The 25,527-nt window shown below is 66.8% G+C and carries 26 protein-coding genes; 14 read left to right on the forward strand and 12 right to left on the reverse strand.

What is annotated here, in order from left to right:
- Nucleotides 1-85: 85 nt before the first annotated feature.
- Nucleotides 86-1,117 carry a PQQ-dependent sugar dehydrogenase gene (locus PK98_RS06265; RefSeq protein WP_326998651.1) on the forward strand — a complete coding sequence of 344 codons (1,032 nt, stop codon included), beginning with the start codon at nt 86-88 and terminating at the stop codon, nt 1,115-1,117.
- A gap of 60 nt (nt 1,118-1,177) precedes the next feature.
- Here the strand turns inward: PK98_RS06265 and PK98_RS06270 are convergent, their stop codons facing one another.
- Nucleotides 1,178-1,417 carry a twin-arginine translocase TatA/TatE family subunit gene (locus PK98_RS06270; RefSeq protein ID WP_039095099.1) on the reverse strand — a complete coding sequence of 80 codons (240 nt, stop codon included), beginning with the start codon at nt 1,415-1,417 and terminating at the stop codon, nt 1,178-1,180.
- Nucleotides 1,418-1,515: 98 nt separating this feature from the next.
- On the opposite strand from PK98_RS06270, the gene PK98_RS06275 reads away from it, so the two are divergent.
- The gene (locus PK98_RS06275) at nt 1,516-2,139 is read left to right on the forward strand and encodes a DedA family protein (RefSeq protein WP_039095100.1); all 624 of its coding nucleotides are present in this window, start codon (nt 1,516-1,518) and stop codon (nt 2,137-2,139) included.
- A 5-nt stretch (nt 2,140-2,144) separates the two neighbouring features.
- On the opposite strand, the gene dprA is transcribed toward PK98_RS06275, so the two are convergent.
- Both dprA and plsY read right to left on the reverse strand, forming a co-directional pair.
- Nucleotides 2,145-3,242 carry a DNA-processing protein DprA gene (dprA, locus tag PK98_RS06280; RefSeq protein WP_039095102.1) on the reverse strand — a complete coding sequence of 366 codons (1,098 nt, stop codon included), beginning with the start codon at nt 3,240-3,242 and terminating at the stop codon, nt 2,145-2,147.
- The gene (gene plsY, locus PK98_RS06285; protein WP_039095103.1) at nt 3,239-3,838 is read right to left on the reverse strand and encodes a glycerol-3-phosphate 1-O-acyltransferase PlsY; all 600 of its coding nucleotides are present in this window, start codon (nt 3,836-3,838) and stop codon (nt 3,239-3,241) included. The genes dprA and plsY overlap by 4 nt, the downstream gene beginning before the upstream one ends.
- A 57-nt stretch (nt 3,839-3,895) precedes the next feature.
- Between plsY and murI the strand changes: the two genes are divergently transcribed.
- From murI to PK98_RS06305, 4 genes are all read left to right on the forward strand, one after another.
- On the forward strand, nt 3,896-4,696 hold the full coding sequence (murI, locus tag PK98_RS06290) for a glutamate racemase (RefSeq protein ID WP_081996157.1): 801 nt from the start codon (nt 3,896-3,898) through the stop codon (nt 4,694-4,696).
- 105 nt (nt 4,697-4,801) lie between these two features.
- A complete protein-coding gene (gene hemA / locus PK98_RS06295) occupies nt 4,802-6,022 on the forward strand; it encodes a 5-aminolevulinate synthase (RefSeq protein WP_039096321.1) in 1,221 nt (406 codons plus the stop codon).
- Nucleotides 6,023-6,049: 27 nt separating this feature from the next.
- The gene (locus PK98_RS06300; RefSeq protein WP_039095107.1) at nt 6,050-7,003 is read left to right on the forward strand and encodes a glutathione S-transferase family protein; all 954 of its coding nucleotides are present in this window, start codon (nt 6,050-6,052) and stop codon (nt 7,001-7,003) included.
- A 26-nt stretch (nt 7,004-7,029) separates the two neighbouring features.
- Nucleotides 7,030-7,542, forward strand: coding sequence for a hypothetical protein (locus PK98_RS06305; RefSeq protein WP_039095109.1), 513 nt, complete (start codon nt 7,030-7,032; stop codon nt 7,540-7,542).
- A gap of 44 nt (nt 7,543-7,586) precedes the next feature.
- On the opposite strand, the gene PK98_RS06310 is transcribed toward PK98_RS06305, so the two are convergent.
- The 7 genes from PK98_RS06310 to PK98_RS06340 all read right to left on the reverse strand — a co-directional run bounded on the left by PK98_RS06310 (nt 7,587) and on the right by PK98_RS06340 (nt 14,201).
- Nucleotides 7,587-8,792, reverse strand: coding sequence for a type III PLP-dependent enzyme domain-containing protein (locus PK98_RS06310; RefSeq protein ID WP_039095111.1), 1,206 nt, complete (start codon nt 8,790-8,792; stop codon nt 7,587-7,589).
- 232 nt (nt 8,793-9,024) lie between these two features.
- Nucleotides 9,025-9,369 (reverse strand): tRNA-binding protein, encoded by a 345-nt coding sequence (locus tag PK98_RS06315; protein ID WP_081996060.1) that lies wholly within the window; start codon nt 9,367-9,369, stop codon nt 9,025-9,027.
- 6 nt (nt 9,370-9,375) lie between these two features.
- Nucleotides 9,376-10,365, reverse strand: coding sequence for a Gfo/Idh/MocA family protein (locus PK98_RS06320; RefSeq protein ID WP_039095113.1), 990 nt, complete (start codon nt 10,363-10,365; stop codon nt 9,376-9,378).
- The gene (locus PK98_RS06325) at nt 10,362-11,330 is read right to left on the reverse strand and encodes an MDR/zinc-dependent alcohol dehydrogenase-like family protein (RefSeq protein ID WP_235425413.1); all 969 of its coding nucleotides are present in this window, start codon (nt 11,328-11,330) and stop codon (nt 10,362-10,364) included. Before PK98_RS06325 ends, PK98_RS06320 begins: the two co-directional genes overlap by 4 nt.
- Before the next feature lie 9 nt (nt 11,331-11,339).
- Nucleotides 11,340-12,446: an inositol-3-phosphate synthase gene (locus PK98_RS06330; protein WP_039096323.1), complete on the reverse strand. Its 1,107-nt coding sequence runs from the start codon at nt 12,444-12,446 to the stop codon at nt 11,340-11,342.
- A 22-nt stretch (nt 12,447-12,468) separates the two neighbouring features.
- Nucleotides 12,469-13,395, reverse strand: coding sequence for a glycosyl hydrolase (locus PK98_RS06335; RefSeq protein ID WP_039095117.1), 927 nt, complete (start codon nt 13,393-13,395; stop codon nt 12,469-12,471).
- Nucleotides 13,392-14,201 carry a TIGR04290 family methyltransferase gene (locus PK98_RS06340; protein WP_039095119.1) on the reverse strand — a complete coding sequence of 270 codons (810 nt, stop codon included), beginning with the start codon at nt 14,199-14,201 and terminating at the stop codon, nt 13,392-13,394. Before PK98_RS06340 ends, PK98_RS06335 begins: the two co-directional genes overlap by 4 nt.
- 176 nt (nt 14,202-14,377) lie before the next feature.
- On the opposite strand from PK98_RS06340, the gene PK98_RS06345 reads away from it, so the two are divergent.
- From PK98_RS06345 to PK98_RS06380, 8 genes are all read left to right on the forward strand, one after another.
- Nucleotides 14,378-15,301, forward strand: coding sequence for a glycosyltransferase family 9 protein (locus PK98_RS06345; RefSeq protein WP_235425414.1), 924 nt, complete (start codon nt 14,378-14,380; stop codon nt 15,299-15,301).
- A 114-nt stretch (nt 15,302-15,415) separates the two neighbouring features.
- Nucleotides 15,416-16,534, forward strand: a complete 1,119-nt coding sequence (locus tag PK98_RS06350; RefSeq protein ID WP_235425415.1) for an NAD-dependent epimerase/dehydratase family protein — start codon at nt 15,416-15,418, stop codon at nt 16,532-16,534.
- A complete protein-coding gene (locus PK98_RS06355; protein ID WP_039095124.1) occupies nt 16,531-17,601 on the forward strand; it encodes an NAD-dependent epimerase/dehydratase family protein in 1,071 nt (356 codons plus the stop codon). The genes PK98_RS06350 and PK98_RS06355 overlap by 4 nt, the downstream gene beginning before the upstream one ends.
- On the forward strand, nt 17,598-18,689 hold the full coding sequence (locus tag PK98_RS06360) for a glycosyltransferase family 4 protein (RefSeq protein WP_052208123.1): 1,092 nt from the start codon (nt 17,598-17,600) through the stop codon (nt 18,687-18,689). The genes PK98_RS06355 and PK98_RS06360 overlap by 4 nt, the downstream gene beginning before the upstream one ends.
- The gene (locus tag PK98_RS06365) at nt 18,686-19,813 is read left to right on the forward strand and encodes a CgeB family protein (RefSeq protein WP_039095126.1); all 1,128 of its coding nucleotides are present in this window, start codon (nt 18,686-18,688) and stop codon (nt 19,811-19,813) included. Before PK98_RS06360 ends, PK98_RS06365 begins: the two co-directional genes overlap by 4 nt.
- Nucleotides 19,810-20,895, forward strand: a complete 1,086-nt coding sequence (locus PK98_RS06370; protein ID WP_039095128.1) for a CgeB family protein — start codon at nt 19,810-19,812, stop codon at nt 20,893-20,895. Before PK98_RS06365 ends, PK98_RS06370 begins: the two co-directional genes overlap by 4 nt.
- The gene (locus PK98_RS06375; protein ID WP_039095130.1) at nt 20,892-21,971 is read left to right on the forward strand and encodes a CgeB family protein; all 1,080 of its coding nucleotides are present in this window, start codon (nt 20,892-20,894) and stop codon (nt 21,969-21,971) included. The genes PK98_RS06370 and PK98_RS06375 overlap by 4 nt, the downstream gene beginning before the upstream one ends.
- Complete coding sequence (locus PK98_RS06380) at nt 21,968-22,975, forward strand: UDP-glucuronic acid decarboxylase family protein (RefSeq protein ID WP_039095133.1); 1,008 nt, start codon at nt 21,968-21,970, stop codon at nt 22,973-22,975. Before PK98_RS06375 ends, PK98_RS06380 begins: the two co-directional genes overlap by 4 nt.
- A gap of 3 nt (nt 22,976-22,978) precedes the next feature.
- On the opposite strand, the gene PK98_RS06385 is transcribed toward PK98_RS06380, so the two are convergent.
- Both PK98_RS06385 and PK98_RS06390 read right to left on the reverse strand, forming a co-directional pair.
- The gene (locus PK98_RS06385) at nt 22,979-24,367 is read right to left on the reverse strand and encodes a Coenzyme F420 hydrogenase/dehydrogenase, beta subunit C-terminal domain (protein ID WP_039095135.1); all 1,389 of its coding nucleotides are present in this window, start codon (nt 24,365-24,367) and stop codon (nt 22,979-22,981) included.
- Nucleotides 24,360-25,490 carry a polysaccharide pyruvyl transferase family protein gene (locus tag PK98_RS06390; RefSeq protein ID WP_235425416.1) on the reverse strand — a complete coding sequence of 377 codons (1,131 nt, stop codon included), beginning with the start codon at nt 25,488-25,490 and terminating at the stop codon, nt 24,360-24,362. Before PK98_RS06390 ends, PK98_RS06385 begins: the two co-directional genes overlap by 8 nt.
- Between the last annotated feature and the right edge of the window lie 37 nt (nt 25,491-25,527).

A 25,527-nucleotide genomic window follows, 5' to 3' on the forward strand; every position in this document is an offset into this window, starting at 1 on the left:
CCCATCACCGTCACCCACGCCGGCCGGCTACGCGACCGGTCAGCCGGTCACGCTGCAGGGCAACGCGCCCTTTCAGGCCGCGTCATTGGGCCAGTTCGCAGAGCCCTGGGCGCTTGCGCTGGCACCTGGCACCCGCACGCTGTTCGTGACCGAGCGTGCCGGCACGATGAAGTTCGTGGACCTCGGCACCGGGCGTGTAGGCGACGTGAGCGGGTTGCCGCAGGTGGCCTATGGCGGCCAAGGCGGACTTGGCGACGTGGCCTTCCTGCCGGCGCAGAGCAGCGCCACGCTGGGCGGACGCACGATCTATCTGACATGGGCGGAGGCAGGCGACGGCGACACGCGCGGTGCGGTGCTGGGGCGTGGAACGCTGTCCTGTGCCAGCGAGACGGCTTGCCGGGTCGAGAACCTGCAGGTGATCTGGCGCCAGCAGCCCAAGGTCACCGGTGAAGGCCATTACTCCCACCGGATCGCCTTCTCCCCGGATGGCCAGCATCTGTTCCTCGCGTCGGGCGACCGGCAGAAGAAGACGCCGGCGCAGGACCTGACCGTCAATCTGGGCAAGGTGCTGCGCCTGAACCTGGACGGCACGCCGGCGGCAGGCAACCCCTTCGCCGATCGCGGCGGCGTGTCGCGGGAGATCTGGTCCTATGGCCATCGCAACATCCTGGGCCTGCACTTCGACGCGCAGGGCCGGCTGTGGGATCTGGAGCATGGTCCCCGCGGCGGCGACGAGCTGAACCTGGTGTCGGCGGGCGAGAATTATGGCTGGCCGATCGTGTCCGATGGGGACGATTACGATGGCACCCCGATCCCCGACCATGCGACGCGGCCGGAGTTCCGCGCGGCGGCGATCGGCTGGAACCCGGTGATCGCGCCGGGCGACTTCCTGTTCTATCGCGGGGCCATGTTCCCGCAATGGCAGGGTCAGGCGCTGATCCCCGGCCTGTCCTCCAAGGCGCTGGTCCGGGTGTCGATCAGTGGCGAAAGCGGGCGGGAGGAAGCGCGACATCCCTTCCCCGAGCGTCTGCGCGACATCGTGGAAGCGCCCGACGGATCATTGCTGATGATCGAGGATGGCAAGGATGGCCGATTGCTGCGGCTGACGCCACGCTGACCGTTTGACGGACAGTGGCGCCCTGGCCCGGTCGCACACTGGCGCGACCGGGCCTGTCGATCAGGAGTTCGTGCTGCGGGTGGCGGTGTCGACGGGGACACCCTGCGTCTTCTCGTCATTGATCTGGGCGATCTGCGCCGGCTTCGTCACGGGGGCGGATTCTTCCTCGGTCAGACCCTTGCGGAAGCTTTTGATCCCTTTTCCGAAGTCGCCCATCGTCTCCGAAATCTTGCCCCGGCCGAACAGGACGAGGATCACGAGGGCAACGATGACCCAGTGCATCAGCGAGAAACCAGCCATCAGACGTCTCCGGTAATAGAGGCATGGCGCGCACCCGTGTGTGTCGGTAAGAGGCGCCCGTTCACACCTGTACCTAATCAGCAACCCGGGGCGATACAATGGACGAATGGGTCTTTCAGCTAGTGGAAGGCGGCGGATTGGCCGGCATTTTCCTGCTGATGCTGCTTGAGACGGTGTTCCCGCCGATCCCGTCGGAGGTGATCATGCCCGTGGCCGGCGTCGTGGCCGCGCGGGGCGAGCTGTCGCTGGCGGGGGTGATCATCGCCGGCACGGCAGGGGCGATGGCGGGCAACCTGTTCTGGTATGTGATCGCGCGGATGATCGGACTCCACCGGTTTCGCCCACTGATCGAGAAGTATGGCCGCTGGCTGACGCTGGACTGGCCGGAAGTGGAACGCGCGCAGAGCATGTTCACCCGGTTCGGCGCGGCGATCGTCGGTTTCGGCCGGATGATCCCGACGATCCGTTCCGTCGTGTCGCTGCCCGCCGGCCTGGTGGGCATGCGCCTGCCGGGCTTCCTGATCTGGTCGACCCTTGGCACCGCCATCTGGAGCGCGGGCCTAGCCATTGCCGGCTGGGTGCTGGGGCGCCAGTTCGACCAGATTGAGCGTTTCATCGGGCCGATCTCAACCGGCGTGATCGTGCTGATCGTGGTGGTGTATATCTGGCGGCAGCTTACCTGGGGCCGCCGCAACCGCCGCTCCGCCCCTCGCGACCTCTGAAGCGGTCAGCCGGCCAGCGAAACGCGCCCGCCTTCGTGGCGCACGAGCCGGCCGGCGATCTCCAGTTCCAGTAGCGCCATCTGCACGGCGCCGGCCGGCTGACCGCTCTGGCGGATCAGCTCGTCGACATGCACCGGCGCAGGGCCCATCAGGGGCGCGATCTCGCTGCCTTGTGGCCCCTCACCTGCCGGCTCCTCCTCGAAGGCGGTGAACGGGTGCTGCCGTTCCGCCAGTGCGGTGCGTGGCGTTCCGTCGAACCGGTGCAGCAGTTCTGCAACCTGTGCCGGATCCTGCACCAGCACCGCGCCGTCACGGATCAACTCGTTTGCGCCGGCGCTGCGCGGTTCCAGCGGACTGCCCGGAATGGCCATCACCTCCCGTCCGTATTCACCCGCCAGCCGGGCGGTGATGAGGGATCCCGATTGCGGTGCCGCCTCGACCACCAGCGTGCCCAGCGACAGGCCGGCGATGATCCGGTTACGGCTCGGGAAATGGCTGCCGCGCGGCTCGGTGCCGACGGGCTGTTCTGCCAGCAGCAGGCCGTCCGTGGCGATGCGTTCCTGCAGGTCGCGATGCTGCGGTGGGTAGGTGATGTCGATCCCGCTGGCGATCACGCCGATCGTGTGCGGAAAGGCGCCCTCGTGCGCGGCACCGTCGATGCCGCGGGCCAGGCCTGACACGACCGCGAAGCCATCCGCGGCCAGCGCCGCGCCGAACTCCCGCGCCAGCTGCACCGCCGCGGCGCTGGCGTTGCGGGCGCCGACCAGCGCGACACAGGGCCGGGCCGCCAGCTCCAGCCGGCCGCGCATCGTAAGGATCGGCGGTGCGGCCGGCGCCTGGGCCAGCAGCCTGGGATAGTCGGGCTGGTCATGGAACAGGTAGCGGGCGCCAGCCTTGCGTATGCCGGCAACCTCCCGCTCAACGCGGTCCGTCGGTGCAGCGACGTAGGGGCGACCACCGCGGCGGGCGAGATCGGGCAGAGCGGCGATCGCAGCCACCGCCGTACCGAACCGTTGCAGCAGCTGGCGGTAGGAAACCGGCCCGACATGCGGCGACCGCAGCAGCCGGATGCGGGCGAACGCCTCGGCCTGCGTCAGGCTCATCGCTTGCGGCCGATGCGCGGCTCCGTCCCGGCGAGCAGGCGGGCGATGTTCGCGCGATGGCGCAGCAGGACAATGGCGAAGATCGCCAGCAATACCGGCAGGTAGATCGTGTGACCGAAGGCAAGTGCAGCCAGTGGTGCCGCGGCGGCGGCGGCCATGCCCCCCACGCTGCTGATGCGCGACAGCCGGGCAACGCCCAGCCACACCACGATCACCGTCAGGCCGATGGTCCAGTGCAGCCCCAGGCCGATGCCGATCAGCGTGGCGACACCCTTGCCACCCTTGAACCGCAGCCAGACGGGGAAACAATGGCCCAGAAACGCACCAAGCGCGGCCCAGTCCTGCCCCGCGCCCCACAGCATCACGGCGAGCAATATCGCCACCCACCCCTTCAGCGCATCCAGCACCAGCGTGGCGGCGGCGATGCCCTTGCCTGCGGCTCGCAGTACATTGGTGGCGCCAATATTGCCCGATCCCACATCGCGCACATCGCCCTTGCCCGCGGCGCGGACCAGCAGCAGGCCGAACGGGATGGAACCGATGGCGTAGCCGAGCAGAAGGGCCAGAAGGGCGGTGGTACCGATGGGCAGCGTCATGCCCCGCCCTTTAGCGCGTCGCTTGCATTTCGGCAGGGGCAAAATATGCGGGCGAAGATGCAGTCTGCACCCGACGCGCCCATCCTGCTGTTCGATTCCGGCGTCGGCGGGCTGACGGTGCTGGCCGAATTGCGCCGCGTGCTGCCGGAGGTGCCGGTGCTGTATGTCGCGGACACCGCCGGCCTGCCCTACGGCGAGAAGACGGAGGCGCAGATCGCGGCGCGTGTGGCCGGATTGCTGGGGCGGCTCTCCGAACGCTTCGCCCCCCGGTTGATCACCATTGCCTGCAACACCGCCTCCACCATCGCACTGGGCATGGTGCGCGACGTGCTGCAGGTGCCGATCGTCGGCACGGTGCCGGCGATCAAGCCGGCTGCCGCGATGACACGCACCGGCACGATCGGTCTGCTGGGCACGGCGGCCACCATCCGGCAGGCCTATGTCGACCAGCTGGAGGCCGAATTTGCCGCCGACAAGCGCCTGTTGCGCCACGCCGCGCCGGAGCTGGTGCAGGCAGCGGAAGCCTTCCTGCGCGGGGCGGCCGTCGACCCGGCAGCCATCGCCACGGCGGTTTCCGGATTGCGCGAGCAGCCGGGTGGCGATTCGATCGACACGGTGGTGCTGGCCTGCACGCACTTCCCGCTGCTGGTGGACAAATTGTCCCACGCCTTCGGCCCGGAGGTCCGCTTCATTGACGGGGCCGCCGGTATCGCGCGACGCATTGCGCATCTGGTGGAGGGCCAGCCATTCATCCGTAAGTCGCCCGACCGTGCCCTGTTCACCGGCACGGGCGATGATCTCGACATGATCGCTCCTGCGCTGCTGAGCTATGGCATCACACAGTGTGACTGGTTTTAACGCGAATCCATCGCAAACTGAATGCTTTGAAGGCCGGGGTGAAGGGTTTACATGCCGCAGGCAGGGTTTGCCCCCGGAATGTCTCGCCAATCACGGACTGGTCTGCTGAACTACGATCTGATCTTCGACAAGGCCATCGACCGCCTCCATTCGGAAGGCCGGTATCGTGTGTTCATCGACATCCTGCGCAACAAGGGTGCGTATCCCAATGCGCGGTGTTTTGCCGGGCATAACGGGCCGAAGCCGATCACCGTGTGGTGCTCCAACGACTATCTCGCCATGGGCCAGCACCCCAAGGTGGTGGCGGCGATGGAGGAGGCCTTGCACGATGTCGGTGCCGGCAGTGGCGGCACGCGGAACATCGGCGGCAACACCCATTATCACATTCAGCTGGAGCGTGAGCTGGCCGACCTGCATGGCAAGGAAGCCGCGCTGCTGTTCACCAGCGGCTATGTCTCCAATGACGCCACGCTGTCGACCCTCGCCCGCCTGCTGCCCGGCTGCGTGATCTTCTCCGACGAGTTGAACCACGCCAGCATGATCGCCGGCATCCGCAACTCCGGGTGCGAGAAGCGCGTATTCCGCCACAATGATGTGGCGCATCTGGAAGAGCTGCTGGAGGCGGAGGATCCCGCGGTCCCCAAGCTGATCGCGTTCGAGAGCGTCTATTCCATGGACGGCGACGTTGCCGCGATCCACGCGATCTGCGACCTGGCGGACAAGTACAACGCGCTGACCTATATCGACGAGGTCCATGCGGTCGGCATGTATGGTGCACGCGGTGGCGGCATTTCCGAGCGGGATGCGGCGGCGGACCGGATCGACATCATCGAAGGCACGCTGGGCAAGGCGTTCGGTGTGATGGGTGGCTACATCGCCGCCGACCAGCGCATCGTGGACTGCATCCGCTCCTACGCGCCGGGTTTCATCTTCACCACTTCGCTGTCCCCGGTGCTGGTCGCCGGCGTGCTCGCCTCCGTCCGTCACCTGAAGGCTTCCAGCGAGGAGCGCGATGGGCAGCAGGCTGCGGCCGCAACGCTGAAGCGCATGTTCCGCGAGGCCGGCCTGCCGGTGATGAACAGCACCACGCACATCGTGCCGCTGATGGTCGGCGATCCGGTGCGCGCCAAGCGGATCAGCGACATCCTGCTGGCCGAGTACGGCGTCTATGTGCAGCCGATCAACTTCCCCACGGTGCCACGCGGCACCGAACGGCTGCGCTTCACCCCCGGCCCGGCCCATACCGAGGCGATGATGACCGACCTGACTGCCGCGCTAGTCGAGATCTGGGACCGGCTGGAACTGGAGCTGCGCAAGGCCGCTTGAGCCCTGTAACGACAGGGGATTGCGGCGATGGGCATGCTCGTGGACGGCCGGTGGCAGGATGTGTGGTACGACACGGATGCGACCGGCGGCCGGTTCAGACGCAAGCAGTCCGCCTTTCGCGACGCCGTGACAGCTGATGGCAGCAGCGGCTTCCAGGCGGAGGCCGGGCGGTACCACCTGTATGTCAGCCTCGCCTGCCCCTGGGCGCATCGCACGCTGATCATGCGCGCGCTGAAGGGGCTTGAGGAGATGATCCCGGTCTCCGTCGTGAACTGGCTGATGCTGGAGAATGGCTGGACCTTCGACCCGGCGCCGGGTGTCATCGGCGATCCGGTCCATCATGCGCGTTGCTTGTGGCAGGTCTATACCGCCGCCGACCCTGCCTATACCGGCCGCGTGACCGTGCCGGTGCTGTGGGACCGGCAGACCGGCACCATCGTCAATAATGAAAGCGCGGAGATCCTGCGCATGCTGAACAGCGCATTCGACGATGTCGGCGCCGCGCCTGGCGACTACTATCCCGCAGGGCAGCGGGAGGAGATCGACGCGGTCAACGGGCGGATCTACGACCATGTGAACAATGGCGTCTACAAGGCCGGTTTCGCGACCACGCAGGAGGCGTACGAAGAGGCGGTCGGCCCGTTGTTCAAGACACTGGACTGGGTGGAGCAGCGCCTGACCGGCAGTCGCTGGCTGGTCGGCCCGTCCATGACGGAGGCCGACATTCGCCTGTTCACCACGCTGATCCGCTTCGATGCGGTGTATGTCGGCCACTTCAAATGCAACATCCGCTGCATCGCCGACTACCCGGCGCTGAGCGGATATTTGCGGGACATCTACCAGACGCCGGGGGTGGCGGGCACCGTCGACTTCCAGCACATCAAGGGCCATTATTACCAGAGCCACCGGATGATCAATCCGACCGGTGTGGTGCCCGTCGGCCCCGAGCTGGACCTCGACACGCCGCACGGACGGGCCTGATCGTGGCTGCCGATCGCCGAACCCCCATGTCGGAGGCCGCTCACCACAAGCCGGGCCTCATCCCTCTGCGCCTGCTTCCACTCGCCCTGTTGCTGTCCGCCTGCGACAACAGCGCGGCGCCTGCCCCTGGCCCGGCGGAACTGGCGCAACCCGCTGCGGCACCACCGGTCAAGGATGCCAGTGTGCCCGGGCCGATCGATCTGGAGCCAGCGCCAGCGCCAGCGGGAACGACGGAGATCGTGGCGACCGAGACAATCGTCGTGCAAGGGCAACCGGCGTGCCTGTTCACCGTGCGCTATCCTGGCGCAGGCGATCGGGAGGTATCCTGGAACGGTGACGAATGTGGTGCAGTCAAGGGCGCCATCGTCACGCCGGATCTGCTGGCGGCTGGTGGCCAGCTCGCCGACCTGTCGCCAGCAGCTCGCCGGGACATGGAACGGATGAGGAGCGGCGTGTTCGTGGTTGAAGGCGAGTTCAGCGCCTCCGCCTACCCGCTGAACGTGGCGGACCGCATCTACGAAGTGCCTTATGCAGACTGACAGCAAGCGGCGCCGACCTTTGCGGCCGGCGCCATCCTGTCAGATCAACGCAGGCTCACCACGTTGTCGCTGCGCTTCGGTTCCTGCCGGGTGCCGGTATAGAGGCTCACCATCGGCTCATCCGTCACCACCACCGCCTGTGCCGCGCCGAAGCCGTTGAAGCCGGTCTTCATCGCCGCGCCATAGGCACCCAGCATGCCGATCTCGAAATAGTCATCCGCCTGGATGTCGGCCGGCAGGTCGAACGGACCCTTCATGTAGTCGGCATCGTCACAGGTGGGGCCGTAAAACGCAAAATCGGCCAGCGGCTGAGTGAGATCGTCCTCCAGTGCCTGCACCGGAAAACGCCAGTCGACATGCGCGGCATCGAACAGCGCGCCATAGGCGCCGTCATTGATGTACAGTTCGTCGCCCCGCCGCTTCTCCACGCGGACGATCACGCTGGAATATTCCGCGCTCAGCGCCCGGCCCGGCTCAGCCCACAGCTCCGCATTGTAGGAGATAGGCAGCGCCTCGAAATGGCGGTGGATGATCGCGAAGTAATCTTCCAGCGGCGGCGGGTTCATGCCCGGATAGGCGCTGGGGAAACCACCGCCGACGTCGATGATGTCCACCGTGACGGAGGCCTGCGCAATCGCCGCGCGCACGCGATCAAGCGCCTGCACATAGGCGAACGGCGTCATCGCCTGGCTGCCGACATGGAAGCAGATGCCGAGCGCGTCGCAATGCTGGCGGGTAGCCTGCAGCAGCGGCGCGGCATCGACCAGGTCGACCCCGAACTTGGAGGCAAGGCTCAGCTCCGAATGTTCGGAGGAGACGCGCAGGCGCACCAGCAGGTTCAGATCTTCTGCCGCCGCGCCGTCCGAAGCCGAAGTGGCTTCCACGATCTTGGCCAGTTCCTCCAGCGTATCCAGGCTGAAAGTCCGCACGCCATGCGTGTGATAGGCCTCGCGGATGGCGCCGATCGTCTTCACCGGGTGCATGAAGCACAGGGTGGCTTCCGGAAGCAGGGCACGCACCAGCCGCACTTCCGCAATGGAGGCGACGTCAAAGGTGCGGATGCCGTTTTCCCACAGCAGCACGATCAGGTCAGGCGAGGGATTCGCCTTGACCGCATACATCGTGGTGCCCGGAAAACGCTGCGCAAAGAACTGCGCCGCCCGCGCCGCGGCATGCGGGCGGTTGAGCATCACCGGTTCGTCCGGAACGAGGTCGCGGACTACAGACCGTGCGTCAGGATAGCTGTGCAATTCAAGGGACCCCCAAACGGTTTGTTCAACAAGGCTGCCTTGCGGTTAGGAAGTCCCCATGGGGCAGCGGAGGCGGGCATATAAGAGCGAATCGACAGATCGCCAACGGTTTTTGTGTGACCGCCAAAAGGCACATGTTGTCAGCGGTTTGTGCAAAGGATCGATCCCGCTTTCCCCGGCATGCCCCGTGTATCCGGGACAGGGCGTGACGATGCCAGGACAAGGCCCGGGATCAGTGCAGCGGATTGCCGTCCGGCGCGGGCGAGCGCGGCGACAGGAGAATGATCATGCCATCCGCGCCGGTTACCCCCAGGATCAGCACTTCCGACTGGAAGCCGGCAATGTTGCGGGGTGCGAAATTGACGACGCAGCAGAGCTGCGTGCCTATCAGTTGTTCCGGCGGATAGGCGGTGATCTGAGCGCTGGACCACCGGCTGCCGAGTTCGCCCAGGTCGATCCGGACCTTCCATGAAGGATTGCGCGCCTTCGGGAACGGCTGGACGTCCAACACCGTGCCGATGCGGATGTCGAGCCGTTCGAAAGCCGCATAGTCGACCTGTTCCCTGACCGGCATCATTGAGCCCTATCCGGCGGCGTAGATGCGGTCGAGCACCTGCGCCACGTCCACCAGCCGTGCCGCCTGCGGATCGAACCGCGTGCTTCCAGCCAGTTGCCGCGCCCATGCCGAAGCAGCCCGTGTGCCCCAATCGTCCGGCGGGCTGGCAATGGGATGGGCCTGCGTGCCGTGATGCCGGAAGGCGGCAAAGTCGTAGAAGCTGCCATCCACATTACGGAACGTGACCGCCCCTTGTGTGCCGTAGAACGCCGCCTCGATCACCGCATCACGGCCGGCCGGCAGGTTCCACGAACAGGCGAGCTGCACCGCAGCGCCGGTGGCAAGGTCCAGCCGTGCGGTTGCGAAATCTTCCACCCGGTCAGGCACCTGCCCCAGCGGCGCACCGCCGGCGAACAGGCGCGCGGTGACGTGCTCCACCGCAGGGAAATCCAGCAGCCACAGCGCCAGATCGATCAGGTGGACACCCAGGTCGATCACGCAGCCGCCGCCCGATTGCGCCCGGTCGTAGAACCACGGCTTGTCAGGTCCGTAGGCATTGTGGAACGTCAGATCGACGGCATAGATCGTGCCCAGCTCTCCGCTGCGGATCGCCTGCGCCATGGCCTCGGTCGCGGCGGTGTGGCGGTAGGACAGGTCGACGCCGAGCAGCCGGTCTGCCGCCTGCGCCGCATCCACCACCGCCGACACCTCGCCGGCATCGCGGCCCAGCGGCTTCTGACAGAACACCGCCACGCCGCGCCCGAGCGCCTCCACTGATTGCGCCGCATGAAGAGCGGACGGGCTGGCGATCACCACCCCGTCCAACCCCAGGTCCAGCATCGCCTGCAGGGATGGCAGCGCGACCGCCCCCGGAGCAATGGCCTGTGCCTGCGCAACGCAGTCCGGCGCAGGATCGCAGATCGCCACCGCCTCCATCAAGCCGGTGTCGACAATGGCCTGCATGCGGTGTCGGCCGATCCAGCCGGTGCCGAGAAAGCCGATGCGGGGCTTGCTCACAGGGTCACCAGGGCTTTGACGAAACCTTCCGGCTTGTCGCGGGTCGCATCCAGTGCATCCCCCAGCCGCTCCAGCGGGTAGCTGTGCGTGTAGAGCGGCGCGGGATCGAAGCTGCCATCGGCCACTGCGGCGATCGCCTCGCGCAATCCGCGCATCTGAACGGCCGGGTCGCGTTCATGCGCGTTGGCGACGTCGATCCCCTTCCAGTTCCACATCTGCATGGAAACCTGCCGTGGTCCATCCTGGTGATAGCCGGCGATCACCAGCCGCCCGCCGAAGCCGGTCAGCTCGCCAGCTAAGTCGAGCGGCCATTGCTTGCCGACGCACTCGATCACCCGCTCGCACATCGCCTCGCCGGTCAGCTGCTTGACCTGGTCGATGATGGCGTAATGATCGTGCATGAAAATCGTCTCGGCCGCGCCGTAGTGCCGCGCCAGATCCAGCGACTCCTGCCGCCGGCTGATGGCGATCACCCGCGCGCCGGCGCGACTGGCCAGATGACACAGCACCGCGCCCAGGAAGCCGATGCCGACGATCGCCACCGTCTGTTCCGGCCGGATATCGCTGCGGTGGAAGATGTTGAAGGCGCAGCCGAGCGGCTCGCCCGGGAAGGGCTGGCCATCCAGTTCCGGCGGCAGCTTCGCTGCCATGTCCGCCCGCACGATGTCGCTTTCGGCGAAAGAGCGATAGGAAAGCGCAGCCACTCGATCACCGGTGACCAGTCCGCTGACCCCCGGACCGACGGCCTCCACCCTGCCCCAGCCCTCATGGCCCAGATCACCCGGTTCGCGGGGATAGTCCATACACTCGAGACCGGCCCATGGTTCCAGATTGCTGGCGCACACGCCGCAACCTTCGAGCCGGATGCGCACCTCGCCCTCGCCAGGTTGCGGGATGGGCACGTCGTTGCGCAGTTCGATCGTGCCGGGCGACGCCAGCACCGCCGCCTTCATCATTTCTGTCATGGTCAGCAGTCAGACCGCAGCGATGAATGTTTCGAGTTCGGCATAGGCGCGGTCATCCGGCATCTGCTCGGGCGGATGCTTGCAGAAATAGGCCGCAGCCGGCAGCACCGGCCCGGCCAGACCGCGATCCTTCGCCAGCTTGGCACACCGGATCATGTCGATCGCCACGCCGGCCGAGTTCGGGCTGTCCTCCACCGAAAGGCGCAGTTCCAGGTTCATCGGCACACCGCCGAACAACTGCCCTTCCATGCGCAGGAAACACACCTTGTTGTCGTTCTGCCAGGCAACATAGTCGGACGGGCCGACATGGATGTTGTCGTCCTCCATCCGCACCGCAGCGACCGACTGTACGGCCTCCGTCTTGCTCTCCTTCTTGGAAGCGAGGCGGCTGCGCTCCAGCATGTTGAGGAAGTCGGTATTGCCGCCGGTATTGAGCTGGTAGGTGCGGTCGAGCTTCACGCCACGCTTGGCAAACAGGTCGGTCAGCACGCGATGCACGATGGTCGCGCCCAGCTGCGCCTTGATGTCGTCACCGATGATCGGCACGCCCGCTGCCCGGAACCGTTCCGCCCAGGTAGCGTCGCTGGCGATGAACACGGGAATGTTGTTCACGAAGGCCACGCCCGCTTCCAGCGCGCATTCGGCATAGAACTCGGTGGCGTGCTGCGATCCCACCGGCAGGTAGTTCATCAGCACATCCGCCTCGCTCTCGCGCAGCGCATCGATCACTGCCTGCCGATCCGGTTGCGGCGCGTCTGCGACGGCAAAGGTCCGGTCCTCCGGATAATTGGCCATGTGGTCGGCCACGCCGTCCAGCACCGTGCCCATCTGCACGATCGTGCCGGTACGCTCCACCTGCGGACAGAAGACGGCCGTGCAGTTCGGCTTGGCAAAGATCGCCTCCGCCACGTCCTGCCCCACTTTGCGCCGGTCCACGTCCCATGCCGCGACGATCCGCACGTCTTCCGGGCGGTAGCCGCCCAGATTATGGTGCATTAGGCCAGTCAGGTCGTTGGCTCCGTTGCGGTAATGGGCGAGCCCCTGCACCAGCGAGCTGGCGCAATTGCCCACGCCCACCAGCGCAACGCGGATACCGCGGGGATCAGGCGAAAGCATCAGCGGCAATCCTTCTTGTTCGTCATGCGGGCACCCCGATACGCGGCGGGGTAGCAGTCGCGGGAGCATAGCGTTCGACCATCTGCTGACACCAGTCGGCGAAGGCCTGCGGTTCGCGCGCCGGGCTGGTATGATGTGCCTCCACGCCGAGATGCTCGGGCGTGAAGCAGAAGGTCACCAGCGTGTCGAATGGGGCCAGCGCCTCCATCTGCCGGTCGAACCAGTCGAGCGCGTCAGGGCGGAAGCTGTCGGCCCACGACAGGCCGGTGCGCAGCTTGCGCACGCCCAGTTCGCTCATCCAGCGAACCGCATCGTCCAGCCGCGGATCGTGGAAGTGGAACCACTGCATCAGTCCCATCCGGTCCGCAAACGGCCGATAGGCTTCCAGGCCCGGCTTGGGCGTTCCGTCTTCCCGGATCAGGCCCATGTAGAAGTGGCGGTAATAGCTGGACCCTTCCGCCTCCCGGTGACGCGTTTCCGCGCCCCAGCTCTGCGGCAGGTCGAACAGCGAATACCAGTATACGTTGGGCACCCGCCCGATCAGCAGCTCGGCAGTCTTCTCCACTCCGAACTGCTGCACCTCCTCCGCGCCGAACGAGCCGACGCCTACTTCCGTGGCCCAGATCTCCTTGTCCGGCACCACCGCCTCGATCTCGGCGATCTTGTCGGGCCAGGCGTGGATCGGCCACAGGTTCCAGTCGAGCGGGAAGCCATGCACGGCAACCACGTCCACCTCGTCCAGCGCGCCATGCGCGCGCATCCGGTTGGTCCAGTGGGGATCGATCGGCGACATGCCACCCAGCACGCGCTTCACCGACGGGTTCACGGAGCGGATCGCGCGGCCGGCGCGGATCACCGTATCGGCGTATATCGACCAGTCGGGGTCAAGCTCCGGATTCCAGTGCGACTTGTTGTTCGGCTCGTTCCAGAGCATCACCGCTTCGATCACGTATTCGGACCCCTGTCAGGATAGACCGCCGCCGGCCCCAGATGGCTGTAAGGCACATCGGCCACGCGGCAGAGATAGACTTCGGCTTCGGGCTGAACCTCGATCGTGAAGCCGGCCGCGCGCAGCATGGCCTTGCTGCACGCCATGTTCGGCGCCCACCAGTTGGTCCAGTCGTCGGCGAAGCGGCGTTCGATGAAGTGCATCTTGGGATAGCCGGGATCGTCGAAGAAGGCCGGCGGATCCCAGGTACCCGGCACATGGAAGGGATGATCCTCCGGGAGCTCGATCTCGGCCTCGCCGCCCTGCTGCATGGTCTGGAACAGCATGGTGCCGCCGGCCACATGCTCGCGGATCAGGTCCAGCGCCAGCAGCGGATGGCGCAGGTGGTACAGCACACCCATGAAGATGACCCAGTCGAACTTCTCGCCCAGCGCCGCCACGTCGTAGACCGACAGGTTGCGGAACTCGATGTCCCGGTAACCCTGCATCTGCGCCGCGAACCGCGCCTGCGCCAGGTAGCGGTCGTCGCTGTCGATCCCGACCACGCGCCCGGCACCACGCCGCTTGAACTCGAGCGAGTAGAAGCCCGCATTGCACCCGATGTCGAGCACCGATTGCCCGCTCAGATCATCAGGCAGCACATGGGCAAAATTGCGGAACTTGCTGGCCGGGTAGTCGGGCAGAAAATGATCAGGCGCGGTCTGGATGCCGTGCGGCAGATGGAGGTTCTGGAACCAGGGCGCCAGCCTGTCGACCTGCGCGCGCATCGCTTCGGGCGCGAGCATCTGTTCGGCGTCGCGGCTCATGCCGGCGCCTCGGCGTAATCGTCGGCCTTGCGAAAAATCATTCGTCCCCCGTGCCCTCACTTGCCGGAATGCACCGGCCCCCATCCTGCATGTACGATAACATGCTTTGTTGCTGCTTGTTCCCGCACGGTTCCACCGCAGCGGAACCGCAGCTACTTTCATCAATTGGTCTACGCATGGCAGCAGAGTTGATGCAACGCTGGACGCAGGCCATGCGTGACCGGCGGTTCGATGTGGCGTGGAACCTGTCTGCCGATGCACTCGCCCTGCGCGATCCGGCAAGTCGTGACGATCCATCGCTGCCGTACCATCAGCGATGGGTGTGGGACGGCCGACCCGTCGACGGGCGTGATGTGCTGGTGCGGTGTTATCACGGGCTGGGGGACACGATCCAGTTCGCCCGCTTCCTCCCGCTGCTGGCGTCACGCGCGCGGAATGTGACGGTGGAGATGCAGCCCGATCTGCTGCCACTGTTCAGCCACTGGATGGACCGGATCGGCTTTCACCCGTTTGATCTCGCGCACCCTCTGCCGCCGGCCGAGTGCAACCTGGAGATAATGGATCTGGCCTTTGCCCTGCGGGCCGCGCCGGACGTTCATGCGGCGCCGTACCTGCCACAGCGCTGGCAGGGCAGCGGCACCGGCACGATCGGACTGTGCCACGCGGCCGGCGGGTGGGATGCGGATCGCAACCTGCCGGCGATGCTGCTGCAGCCCTTGTGCGAGAGGCATGATTGCACGTTGCTGATGCCGCAACCAACTGGCCCGACAGCTGCGCTGCCGGTGCGCAATCCCGCCGGTTGTCCGGGCGCGATCGCCGATACTGCTGCGCTGATCGCCACGATGGACCTTGTTGTAACGGTCGACACGATGATCGCGCATCTTGCCGGAGCAATGGGGGTACCGGTCTGGGTGATGCTGAAGCACGAACCGGACTGGCGCTGGAATCCGGCGCAAAGCGTGTCATGCTGGTATCCCGGTACGCGCCAGTTCGTCCAGACCGAGGTTGGCGACTGGGCCGGCGTTGTCCGGCGGATCGAAGGTGCGCTGGCAGATCGCCCGCACCATGCACCGCCTTCCGTGGCACTTGCGGGAACTTAGATGATGAAGAAGGATTATTGATCCCGGCCGGGGATGTGCGAGATTGGCGCAATCGGCGCGTGATCGCAAGACGCCGCTTGTCGGCTCGCCTGGATGGTGAACGGGGGGATTGTAGTGAGTGAACGGGTTCTGGTCACGGGCGGTGCTGGCTTCATCGGCCGGTTCGTGTGTGACGAATTGCTGCGGCGCGGACACAAGGTCCGGGTGCTCGACAGCCTGATCGAACAGGTACACGGCGCTGATGCACGCCGGCCCGACGCTCTCTCCCGCGATGCCGAATTCGTCCACGCGGATGTACGTGATGCCGGCAAGGTGGCCGAGGCTCTGCGCGGGGTCGACAGCGTGGTCCACCTGGCGGCCGAGGTCGGCGTCGGCCAGTCGATGTACGAGGTGGAACGCTATACCTCGACCAACGATGTGGGCACTGCCGTCCTGTTCGAGAAGCTGATCGACCAGCCGGTGCGACGCGTCGTCACAGCCTCCTCCATGAGTATTTATGGCGAGGGTCTGTACCGCGACGCAGATGGCGGTCTGGTAGAGGATGCCGCACGCAAGCCCCTGCGCGACGGTCAGGCAAACTGGGAGCCGCTCGACAATCATGGGCGCCCGCTGGCCCCGGTCGCCACGCCCGAGTGGAAGCGGCCCAGCCTGTCGTCGATCTACGCGCTGAACAAGTATGTGCAGGAACGCACCACCCACATCATGGGCGATCCCTACGGCATCGAGAGCGTGTGCCTGCGGCTGTTCAACGTCTATGGTCCGGGTCAGGCACTGTCCAATCCCTATACCGGCGTGCTGGCGATCTTTGCCTCCCGCCTGCTGAACGGCCAGCCGCCGATGATCTTCGAGGATGGCGAGCAGCGCCGCGACTTCGTGCATGTGCATGACGTGGCCCGCGCCTTCTGCGATGCGCTGGTCCTGCCGGAGGCAGTGGGCGGCACCTTCAACATCGGCTCGGGGCGGGATCGCTCCGTACGGGAAGTGGCGCATGATCTTGCCCGCGCGATGAACCGCAATTCCATCGAGGCGGAGATCGTGGGCAAGTCGCGCACGGGCGACATCCGTCACTGTTTCTGCGACACCAGCCTCTCGGAACAGAAGCTGGGCTTCGCCGCGCGCGAGGACTTCGTGGAACGGCTCGCCGAACTGGCCGAGTGGGTCGGGCAGCAGACCGCGGTCGACCACGTTGCCAAGGCGCGGAGCGAACTGGAAGCTCGCGGGCTGGTCGCATGAGCGGCGGCGAGCAGACGATCCTCGTCACCGGAGGCGCTGGCTTTGTCGGCTCCAATCTGGCGGACCGGCTGGCCACCGGCGGCCGGCGCGTGCGGATCTACGATTCGCTGAACCGTCCGGGCGTGGAGGCCAATCTCGACTGGCTGACCAGCCGTCACGGCGAGCTGATCGAGCCGGTGATCGCCGACATCCGCGATGCGGACCGCATGCTGCAGGCCGCTCGCGGCGTCGATGCGGCATTTCACTTCGCGGCGCAGGTGGCGGTCACGACCAGCATGGCCGATCCGCGGGCTGACCTGGACATCAACATCCTCGGCACCTTCAACCTGCTGGAAGCGGTGCGCGCACAGGCGGCCCATGCGCCGGTCATCTTCGCATCCACCAACAAGGTCTATGGCGACCTGTCGGATTGCCCGATGCGGCCGAGCCCGCATGGCTACCACCCGGATCACCCTGATCTGCCGGTGACCGGCATCGGTGAGGACCGCCCGCTCGACTTCCACACGCCGTACGGCGTGTCGAAGGGGGCGGCGGACCAGTATGTGCTGGATTACGCCCGGTCGTATGGCCTGCGGACGGCCGTGCTGCGGATGAGCTGCATCTACGGTCAGCGACAGATGGGGACAGAGGACCAGGGCTGGGTCGCGCATTTCCTGATCCGCGCCATGCGGGGCGAGACGATCACCCTGTTCGGTGACGGTTATCAGGTGCGCGACATCTGCGACGTGCGCGACACGGTCGACGCCTATCTGGCAGCGCTGGACCGGATCGACGCGATCAGTGGCCGGGCCTTCAACTGGGGCGGCGGGGCGAACAACGCCGTCAGCCTGCTGACCGTAATCGACGAGATCGGCCGGGTCATCGGCCATGCGCCCAAGGTGGAGTTTGCCGACTGGCGCCCGGGCGACCAGCGCTGGTACGTGTCCGACACCGCCCGCATCGACAAGGCCCTGCAACTGTCGCAGCGGCGCGGCTGGCGCGACGGACTGCGCGATCTTGCCGCCTGGCTGGAAACGCAACACGCGCCAGCGCAGCCCGTTCCGGCTATGCAGGCTGCCGCGCTTTGACGGTTCGCAAGATCCTGATGACTGTCGATACGGTCGGCGGCGTCTGGCAATATGCCACCGACCTGGCTGCCGCCCTGACTGCACTAGGGCAAGAGGTCACGCTGGCTATCCTTGGCCCGCCTGCAAGCCCGGATCAGGTGCGGACCGCAGAAGCTGCCGGCTGTGAAGTGCAGGAAACCGGCCTTCCGCTGGACTGGCTGGCCGACGGCCCGGCGCCGGTGCAGGATGCCGCCCGCCAGCTGGTGCAACTGGCGCGATCCGCCGACGCCGACCTGATCCATTGCAATCACCCCGCTTACGCCGCCGCGGCAGGGTGGCCAGCGCCGGTGATCGCCGTCGCGCATGGCTGCGTCTCCACCTGGTGGCGGGCTGCGCGTGGCACACCGGTCACGGAAGCGTTCCGCTGGCATGCGGACCTGACCCGGCAGGGCCTGCTTGCAGCCGAGATCGTCGTGGCGCCAAGCGCCAGTTACGCCCGCGATGTCCAAGTGACCTATGCCCTGCCCCGCTTGCCCGTTGCAGTACACAATGGGCGGGCCTCGCGCCCGCGCGCCCTGCCGGCCCGCGACGACCTGTTTGCGCTGACCGTCGGCCGCTTGTGGGACGAGGTGAAGCAGGCCTCTCTCCTCGACCGGGTTGCTGCGCAGATCGACCTGCCGTTCCTCGCCGCCGGATCGCTGACGGCACCCCACGGGGAGCAGGCCCTGCTGCAGCATCTGCAGACGCTCGGCGCCATCCCTGCCGCGCAACTCGATGCCCTGCTGGCTGCCCGGCCGATCTTCGTGTCGGCAGCAAGTTTCGAACCGTTCGGCCTTGCCGTGCTGGAGGCTGCGGCTGCCGGCTGCGCACTGGTGCTGGCGGACATGCCCTCGTTCCGCGAGCTGTGGGATGGTGCGGCCATGTTCGTACCGGTCGCATCGGAGGACGCCTATGCAGAAGCGATCGCGACGCTCGCCGGCGACCCTGCCAAGCGAGAGCAAATGGGTCGCAGGGCGCAGGAACATGCGCTGCGCTACACGCCCGAGCATACGGCAGCGGCGATGACCGCGTTGTACGATCAGGTGCAGCCGCATCGGGTGGCAGCATGAGGATCGTATACTTCACGCACTCGCTCGCCTCCTGCTGGAATCATGGCAACGCCCATTTCCTGCGGGGTGTGCTGGATGAGCTGGTCGAACGCGGCCACGACGTTGCCGCGTACGAGCCGGAGAACGCCTGGAGCCTGGCCAACCTGCTGGCGGATCATGGCGAACCAGGGCTGGAGCCGTGGCGCCGCCTCTATCCGCGGCTTGCCTCCACCACCTACGCGCCGGGTACCGACATGGACGAGCTGGTAGATGACGCGGATCTGGTGATCGTACATGAATGGAACGATCACGATCTGGTCGCGCGGCTGGGCGCCCTGCGCAAGGCCGGTGCGCCGTTCCGCCTGCTGTTCCATGACACGCATCATCGCGCTGTCAGCGCGCCGGCGGAGATGCAGGCCTATGACCTGTCCGGTTACGACGGGGTTCTGGCGTTCGGCGAGACGCTGAGCGAGGTGTATCGCGGCTGGGGCTGGCAGGGCCGGGTCTGGACCTGGCACGAAGCGGCCGACACGCGCCGCTTCCATCCGCCAGCTGCGGAAGGCGAGCGCACCGGCCTGGTATGGGTCGGCAACTGGGGCGATGGCGAGCGCACGCTGGAACTGGAACATTTCCTGTTCGCGCCGGCGCAGGCTGCCGGCCTGCCGCTCGACATCTATGGCGTCCGCTATCCTGAGGAGGCTCGCGCCACACTTGCCCGCTATGGCATCGCCTATCATGGCTGGGCCGCGAACGCCCGTGCCCCGGAGATCTTTGCCCGCCATCTGGCGACCGTGCATGTGCCGCGGCGCTTCTACACCACGGTGCTGCCCGGCATCCCCACGATCCGCGTGTTCGAGGCGCTCGCATGCGGCATTCCGCTGGTGAGTGCGCCATGGAGCGATGCGGAAGGGCTGTTCCGGCCCGGCATCGACTACCTGACCGCGCAGGACGGGGCGGAGATGACCCGTCACCTGACCGCCCTTGCCGCCGATCCGGACCTGCGCGCCGAACTGGTGGCGCACGGTCTCGAAACCGTCCGCGCGCGCCATACCTGCGCGCACCGTGTGGACGAGCTGCTGGCGATCGCCGCCACGCTCGGCCTTCCTACCAGTGCTGCGGCAGAGCCCGAAAGGACCCCCGCATGAAGATCGCCTTCTATGGCTCCAGCCTGCTCTCCTCCTACTGGAACGGCGCCGCGACCTATTATCGCGGGATTCTGCACGCCATGGCCAAGCGCGGGCACGAGATCACCTTTTACGAGCCTGACGCCTTCGACCGCCAGCAGCATCGCGACATCGACCCGCCGGAATGGTGCCGCTCGGTCGTCTATGCCGCCACCGAGGATGCGCTGGTTGGCGTGCTGGCGGAGGCCGGGGCGGCGGACATCGTGGTCAAGGCCAATGGCGTGGGCGTGTTCGACCGGGAGCTGCTGGAGGGCATCCTGCACCATGCCGCGCCTGATGCGCTGAAGATCTACTGGGATGTCGATGCCGCCGCCACGCTGGACGAGATGCGCGGTGCGCCCGACCACCCGGTGCGGGCGGCCCTGCCCCACCTGGACCTGGTGTTCACCTACGGCGGCGGGCCGCCGGTCATTGCCGCATATGAAGGCTTCGGCGCGAAGCAGTGCGTGCCGATCTACAACGCGCTGGACCCGGCGACGCACTATCCCGTTCCGCCTGACCCGCGCTTCGGCTGCGACTTGGGCTTCCTGGCCAATCGCCTGCCCGATCGCGAGGCACGGGTGGAGGAGTTCTTCCTGAAGGCCGCCGCCCTGCTGCCCGACCGGCAGTTCATGATCGGCGGCAATGGCTGGCACGACAAGGGGATGCCGGCCAATGTCCGCGCGATCGGCCATGTCGGCACAGGGTCGCACAACGCCTTCAACTGCACGCCGCGTACCGTGCTGAATGTGGCGCGGGACAGCATGGCCGATATCGGCTTCTCCCCCGCGACCCGCGTGTTCGAGGCGGCGGGTGCCGCAGCCTGCCTGATCACCGATGCCTGGGAAGGAATCGAGCAGTTCCTGCAGCCGGACAGCGAGGTGCTGGTCGCCCGTGACGGACAGGACGTGGCCGACCACCTTGCCGCGCTGACGCAGGATCGCGCCCATGCGATCGGGCAGGCGGCACTGACCCGCGTGCTGAGCGAGCACACCTATGACCGACGCGCCGTGGAAGTGGACCGGGTGCTGGACGGCCTGCGCCAGCGGGAGCCGGTCGCATGAAGCTGGTCGTGCTCGGCCTCAGCCTGTCCTCCTCGTGGGGCAACGGCCATGCCACCACCTTCCGCGCGCTGCTCGCCGCCTTTGCCGCGCGCGGGCACGAGGTGCTGTTCCTGGAACGCGACGTGCCCTGGTATGCCGGGAACCGCGATCTGCCGGATCCGTATTTCTGCCGTCTGGCCTATTACACCAGCATGGCCGATCTGGAGCACTGGGCTGACGAGGTGGCGGGCGCGGATGCGGTGATGGTCGGCTCCTATGTGCCCGATGGCGTGGAGGTCGGCCGCTGGGCGCAGGCCACCGCGCGCGGGGTCACCTGCTTCTATGACATCGACACCCCGGTCACGCTGGCGAAGCTGGCACGCGGCGATCACGAATATCTCTCGCCTGAGGTGATCCCCGGCTACGACATCTATTTCAGCTTCACCGGCGGCCCGACGCTGCAACGGCTGGAACAGGAGTTCGGATCGCCTCAGGCGCGAGCGCTTTACTGCTCGGTCGATACGGCGCGCTACCAGCCGCTGGATGTGCCCAAGCAGTGGGACCTGTCCTATCTCGGCACCTACAGCCCGGACCGGCAACCTACACTGGAGCGGCTGCTGCTGGAGCCTGCGCGCAAGTGCCCGGACAAGCGATTTGTCGTGGCCGGACCGCAATATCCGTTCGACATCGACTGGCCGGCCAATGTTGAACGGATCGAGCATCTGCCCCCGGCAGAGCACCCGGTCTTCTACGCCGCGTCGCGCTTCACTCTGAACGTCACCCGTGCGGACATGATCGCTGCCGGATGGAGTCCGTCCGTCCGCCTGTTCGAGGCTGGCGCCTGCGGAACGCCGATCATCTCCGACCGGTGGCCGGGGATCGAGGACGTGTTTACGCCAGGCGAGGCAATCGTGCTGGCCGACACCGCCGGTGAGGTGATCGCCGCACTGGACGGAGAGGCCTCCGACATGGGCGAAGCGGCGCGGCAGGCGGTGCTTGCCGGGCACAGCGCGGAGATCCGCGCGCAACAGCTGGAACAAGACCTGCACGCACGGCAACACGACCGCGCGGCATCCACAAGAAAGGTAATGGCATGAGGAACCCGGGCGAGGCACAGGCTGGCGGCACGGTGCTGGTGGCGGGGGGCGCAGGCTTCATCGGCTCGCACCTGTGCGCGGCACTGCTGGATGCAGGGGCGCATGTCACCTGCCTGGACAACATGCAGACGGCCCTGCCGTCCAATCTGGAGCGGCTGCAATTGCGCGATCGCTTCAGCTACGTAAAAGCCGACATCACGCAGCCATTGCCGGCCGCGATCACCGACACCCGCTTCACCCACATCTACAACCTGGCCTGTGCCGCATCCCCGCCGCTGTACCAGGCGGACCCGGAGCACACGATGCTGACCAACGTGGTCGGCACGAACCAGCTGCTGCGCCTGGCGGAGCAGACCGGCGCCCGTTTCCTGCTGACCTCCACCAGCGAGGTCTATGGCGATCCGGAAGTGCACCCCCAGCCGGAGGATTATCGCGGCAACGTGAACTGCACCGGCCCCCGCGCCTGTTACGACGAGGGCAAGCGCGCCGCCGAGACGCTGGCGTTCGACTATGCCCGGATGGGCCGGGCCGATGTGCGGGTCGCACGCATCTTCAACACCTACGGCCCGCAGATGCGGATGGATGACGGGCGGGTCGTCTCCAACCTGATCTGCCAGTCGCTGGAAGGCGAAAAGCTGACCATCTATGGCAGCGGCAACCAGACGCGCAGCTTCTGCTACGTTGCGGACACGGTCGATGCGCTGGTGCGGCTGATGGAGAGCGAGATGGCGCAGCCCGTGCCGGTGAACATCGGCACGCAGGCAGAGATCACCGTGCTGGAACTGGTCGCCGCAATGGAAGCGGTGGTCGGCCGCAGCCTGGACATCACCTATCACGATCTGCCGCAGGACGATCCGCAGCGTCGCCGGCCGGACATCTCGCGCGCCCGCGAACTGCTGGGGTGGGAGCCGACGACGCAGCTCGCCACAGGCCTGCGCCGCACGTATGAATGGTTTGCGCAAGAGATCGCCGCAACCCGGCCGCTGGAGCAGCAGGTCGCCTGAGATCTAGCGACTGGTGCCGTCGATGCGATCGAGCAGACGGCCCAGTCGCCCGCGACCATAGGTAAGCGCGCCATACAGCGCGACCATCCAGCGGGTCGGCGTCTGGTAGATGGCACGGTCGCCATTCCTGAGCGACATGGCAAACAGCCGATGGCTTGCCCAGCTGATGGTACGGCGCATGGCATAGACCGCGCGCCGGCGCCGCGGCACGCCGGCTGTTGCCGGTGCAACCCGTTTGACCGGCATCAGTCCTTCAGCACGGGACCTGTGCGCCAGCCGCCAGGCCAGCCCTTCGCGCCGGTGGCGGAAGCCCGCTGCCTGCGTGTCGGCCACAAAGTTTGTATCCACCTCCTCCAGCGCCAGCCGCCCATCGCCGATCGCCTCGTTCACGATGGCGAGCAGTTGGGGGGAGCGGGTCACCACCACGTTGGTGCCGCGTCCGTCACTGGAATACGGCTCCACCCAAGCATCGCCGAAGGAGATGTCGGCGGTTTCCGCCACCACATCGTCGCAGAAATTGCAGGCGCTGTTCTGGAAGAAGCCGGAGCCCCAATCCCCCTCCACCAGGTGCCACCAGTCCTGTTCGACCGCATTGCCATCGCTCAGGGAGAGCTGCGTCCGGTACCAGTTGGCCGGTCGGTCGGCGTTCTTCACGCGGTAATTGACCGCCTTCACCGCCGCCGGCTCGGCCCCCATCTGTTGCGCGAAGCTGTCCACCAGCCGCGCGCTCTTCATGTGGCCGCAGAACAGCCCGAGCATGTGGGTCACCCGCGCCTCCAGCACTGGATCGTCGGCGCGCGCGAGGTGCACCGCCTTGATGAAGCACGGTATGCCGATCACGGCGTAGCGGCCGGGCACGCGACGGATCTCGTCCAGCACCTGCGCCATGTCCACGGGGTAGTACCGGCTCTTGGCCCCCTGCCCCAGCTCCTCCGCGGTACGCGAGATGCGGTAGCGGAACAGCCGGTCCTCGACGACACGATCCGATGGGGCAACGTGCGCTACGCCATCGACCAGCCCTCGCCTGAGCAGCTCCGCCGCGACCCAGCTGACCATCCCGCCGGAGGAGCCGTTATCGCGGAAGCCCGGTTCGGCCACATGCCCGACATGGCATTGCTCCACCCGCCCCAGGCGCGGATCAAGCACCGGTGCGGCCGGGAAGCGATCGGCAGCGATCACGTCCTCGTTCGCGGCGGTGGGAGAAAAGGGGCAGATCGCCGCCTGCCGTGCCGTCGGCTGGTGCAGCCAAGCCGGGGGTCCGTCGGGCTTCAGCTGCCCGAACTCGTCCCATCCCATCGTGGCCGGTGCATCGCTGGCGCAGCCGCCGCAACCGATGCACAGGCCCGATGCGATAACGTCGCCCGGGCTGATGGCAGCCGGGAGATCAGCCAAGGACAGTGGCGAGAAAGGCGGAGGATTGCACCCGCATGTCCGACAGCCGATCGGTGACAGCCGGCGCCAGCGGTGTTTCCAGCAGGGTGCCGACACGCTCCGCCGCGTGCTCCTCCACCCGTCGGTCCCCGGTGCCGGCAACCTCCATCAGGTCGCGCAGCTTGTTGGCGCGATAGGACGAAGCGACGCAGGCGAATGGCCGGCCATTCAGCAGCGCGAACACGCAGCCATGGAAGAAGTTGGTCGCCAGGGCACTGGTCGCCGCCATCGCTTCCGCGAACTCCTGCGGCGATGCATCCAGCCATTGCTCATGCGCCCAGTCGTTGCGGTAGCCGATGCTAACCAGCCGCTGGCCCCGCGCATCGGCATGCGCCCGCACGGCCCGGGCGTACCAGTCCGGAAAGTTGTGGCCATAGACCAGAATGAAGGAGTCCATCGCCCGCTCCAGCCGGGCAACCGGGAACTGCAGCACCGGATCCAGCACCAGCGGCGCTTCCAGCCCGATGGCATCCCGCACCAATGCCTGCGCGTTGTGGTCCCGCACGGAGATGGCATCCAGTGCACCCAGCCGCTCGGCCCAGTCCGGGCCCAACCCGTTCGCGGCGTCATAATTGCCGAAGCTCGCGGCGTAGGACATCACGCGTCCGGCCCGCAGACCTTCCCCATAGAACGGCCGGCTGCCGCCGTACCACGGATGGTGCAGGTTCCAGACCTCGTCACTGCCGATCACGGCCGTGTCGACCCGGGGCATGGTATGCGGCTGTTCCAGCTCGAACGGGGCGGACAGCGGCAGGCGATCCACCGCCTCCAGCAGCTTGCGCGCCTTGCGGCCGTAGGCGGACAGGTCGGATCGCGGCGACCGATGCGGCAGCAGCGGCTGGAAGGCGCAGCGCCATTCGCGCCGGCGGACTTCCTCGCTCTGATGGTCGAGCAGCACCGCCTGGTGCCCGCCCACACGGAGCCCTTCCACCAGGCTGCGTGCCTGCCAGTACGACCCATAATTGATGCAGCGGTGAAAGGTCAGGACGCCGACCACGCCATCGCCCGCCCGTCCGGGCACGGCCGTAGTGGCTTGAAGGGGTCGTTCCCCGATCGTCTCGTCCAGCCAGCGCCCCATCGTCATCGGCGTCTAGACGCGCCGGACGATGCTTTGCAAGGCC

The sequence above is a fragment of the Croceibacterium mercuriale genome, from assembly GCF_000802385.1.
Classification (GTDB): domain Bacteria; phylum Pseudomonadota; class Alphaproteobacteria; order Sphingomonadales; family Sphingomonadaceae; genus Croceibacterium; species Croceibacterium mercuriale.

Bases quoted from the DNA above. Each gene is read 5' to 3' on its own strand.
- PK98_RS06270 (WP_039095099.1), bottom strand. From the start codon at position 1,417: ATGGCTGGTTTCTCGCTGATGCACTGGGTCATCGTTGCCCTCGTGATC.
- PK98_RS06275 (WP_039095100.1), top strand. From the start codon at position 1,516: ATGGACGAATGGGTCTTTCAGCTAGTGGAAGGCGGCGGATTGGCCGGC.
- dprA (WP_039095102.1), bottom strand. From the start codon at position 3,242: ATGAGCCTGACGCAGGCCGAGGCGTTCGCCCGCATCCGGCTGCTGCGG.
- plsY (WP_039095103.1), bottom strand. From the start codon at position 3,838: ATGACGCTGCCCATCGGTACCACCGCCCTTCTGGCCCTTCTGCTCGGC.
- murI (WP_081996157.1), top strand. From the start codon at position 3,896: ATGCAGTCTGCACCCGACGCGCCCATCCTGCTGTTCGATTCCGGCGTC.
- PK98_RS06300 (WP_039095107.1), top strand. From the start codon at position 6,050: ATGGGCATGCTCGTGGACGGCCGGTGGCAGGATGTGTGGTACGACACG.
- PK98_RS06305 (WP_039095109.1), top strand. From the start codon at position 7,030: ATGTCGGAGGCCGCTCACCACAAGCCGGGCCTCATCCCTCTGCGCCTG.
- PK98_RS06315 (WP_081996060.1), bottom strand. From the start codon at position 9,369: ATGATGCCGGTCAGGGAACAGGTCGACTATGCGGCTTTCGAACGGCTC.
- PK98_RS06325 (WP_235425413.1), bottom strand. From the start codon at position 11,330: ATGACAGAAATGATGAAGGCGGCGGTGCTGGCGTCGCCCGGCACGATC.
- PK98_RS06330 (WP_039096323.1), bottom strand. From the start codon at position 12,446: ATGCTTTCGCCTGATCCCCGCGGTATCCGCGTTGCGCTGGTGGGCGTG.
- PK98_RS06340 (WP_039095119.1), bottom strand. From the start codon at position 14,201: ATGAGCCGCGACGCCGAACAGATGCTCGCGCCCGAAGCGATGCGCGCG.
- PK98_RS06345 (WP_235425414.1), top strand. From the start codon at position 14,378: ATGGCAGCAGAGTTGATGCAACGCTGGACGCAGGCCATGCGTGACCGG.
- PK98_RS06355 (WP_039095124.1), top strand. From the start codon at position 16,531: ATGAGCGGCGGCGAGCAGACGATCCTCGTCACCGGAGGCGCTGGCTTT.
- PK98_RS06365 (WP_039095126.1), top strand. From the start codon at position 18,686: ATGAGGATCGTATACTTCACGCACTCGCTCGCCTCCTGCTGGAATCAT.
- PK98_RS06370 (WP_039095128.1), top strand. From the start codon at position 19,810: ATGAAGATCGCCTTCTATGGCTCCAGCCTGCTCTCCTCCTACTGGAAC.
- PK98_RS06375 (WP_039095130.1), top strand. From the start codon at position 20,892: ATGAAGCTGGTCGTGCTCGGCCTCAGCCTGTCCTCCTCGTGGGGCAAC.
- PK98_RS06380 (WP_039095133.1), top strand. From the start codon at position 21,968: ATGAGGAACCCGGGCGAGGCACAGGCTGGCGGCACGGTGCTGGTGGCG.
- PK98_RS06390 (WP_235425416.1), bottom strand. From the start codon at position 25,490: ATGACGATGGGGCGCTGGCTGGACGAGACGATCGGGGAACGACCCCTT.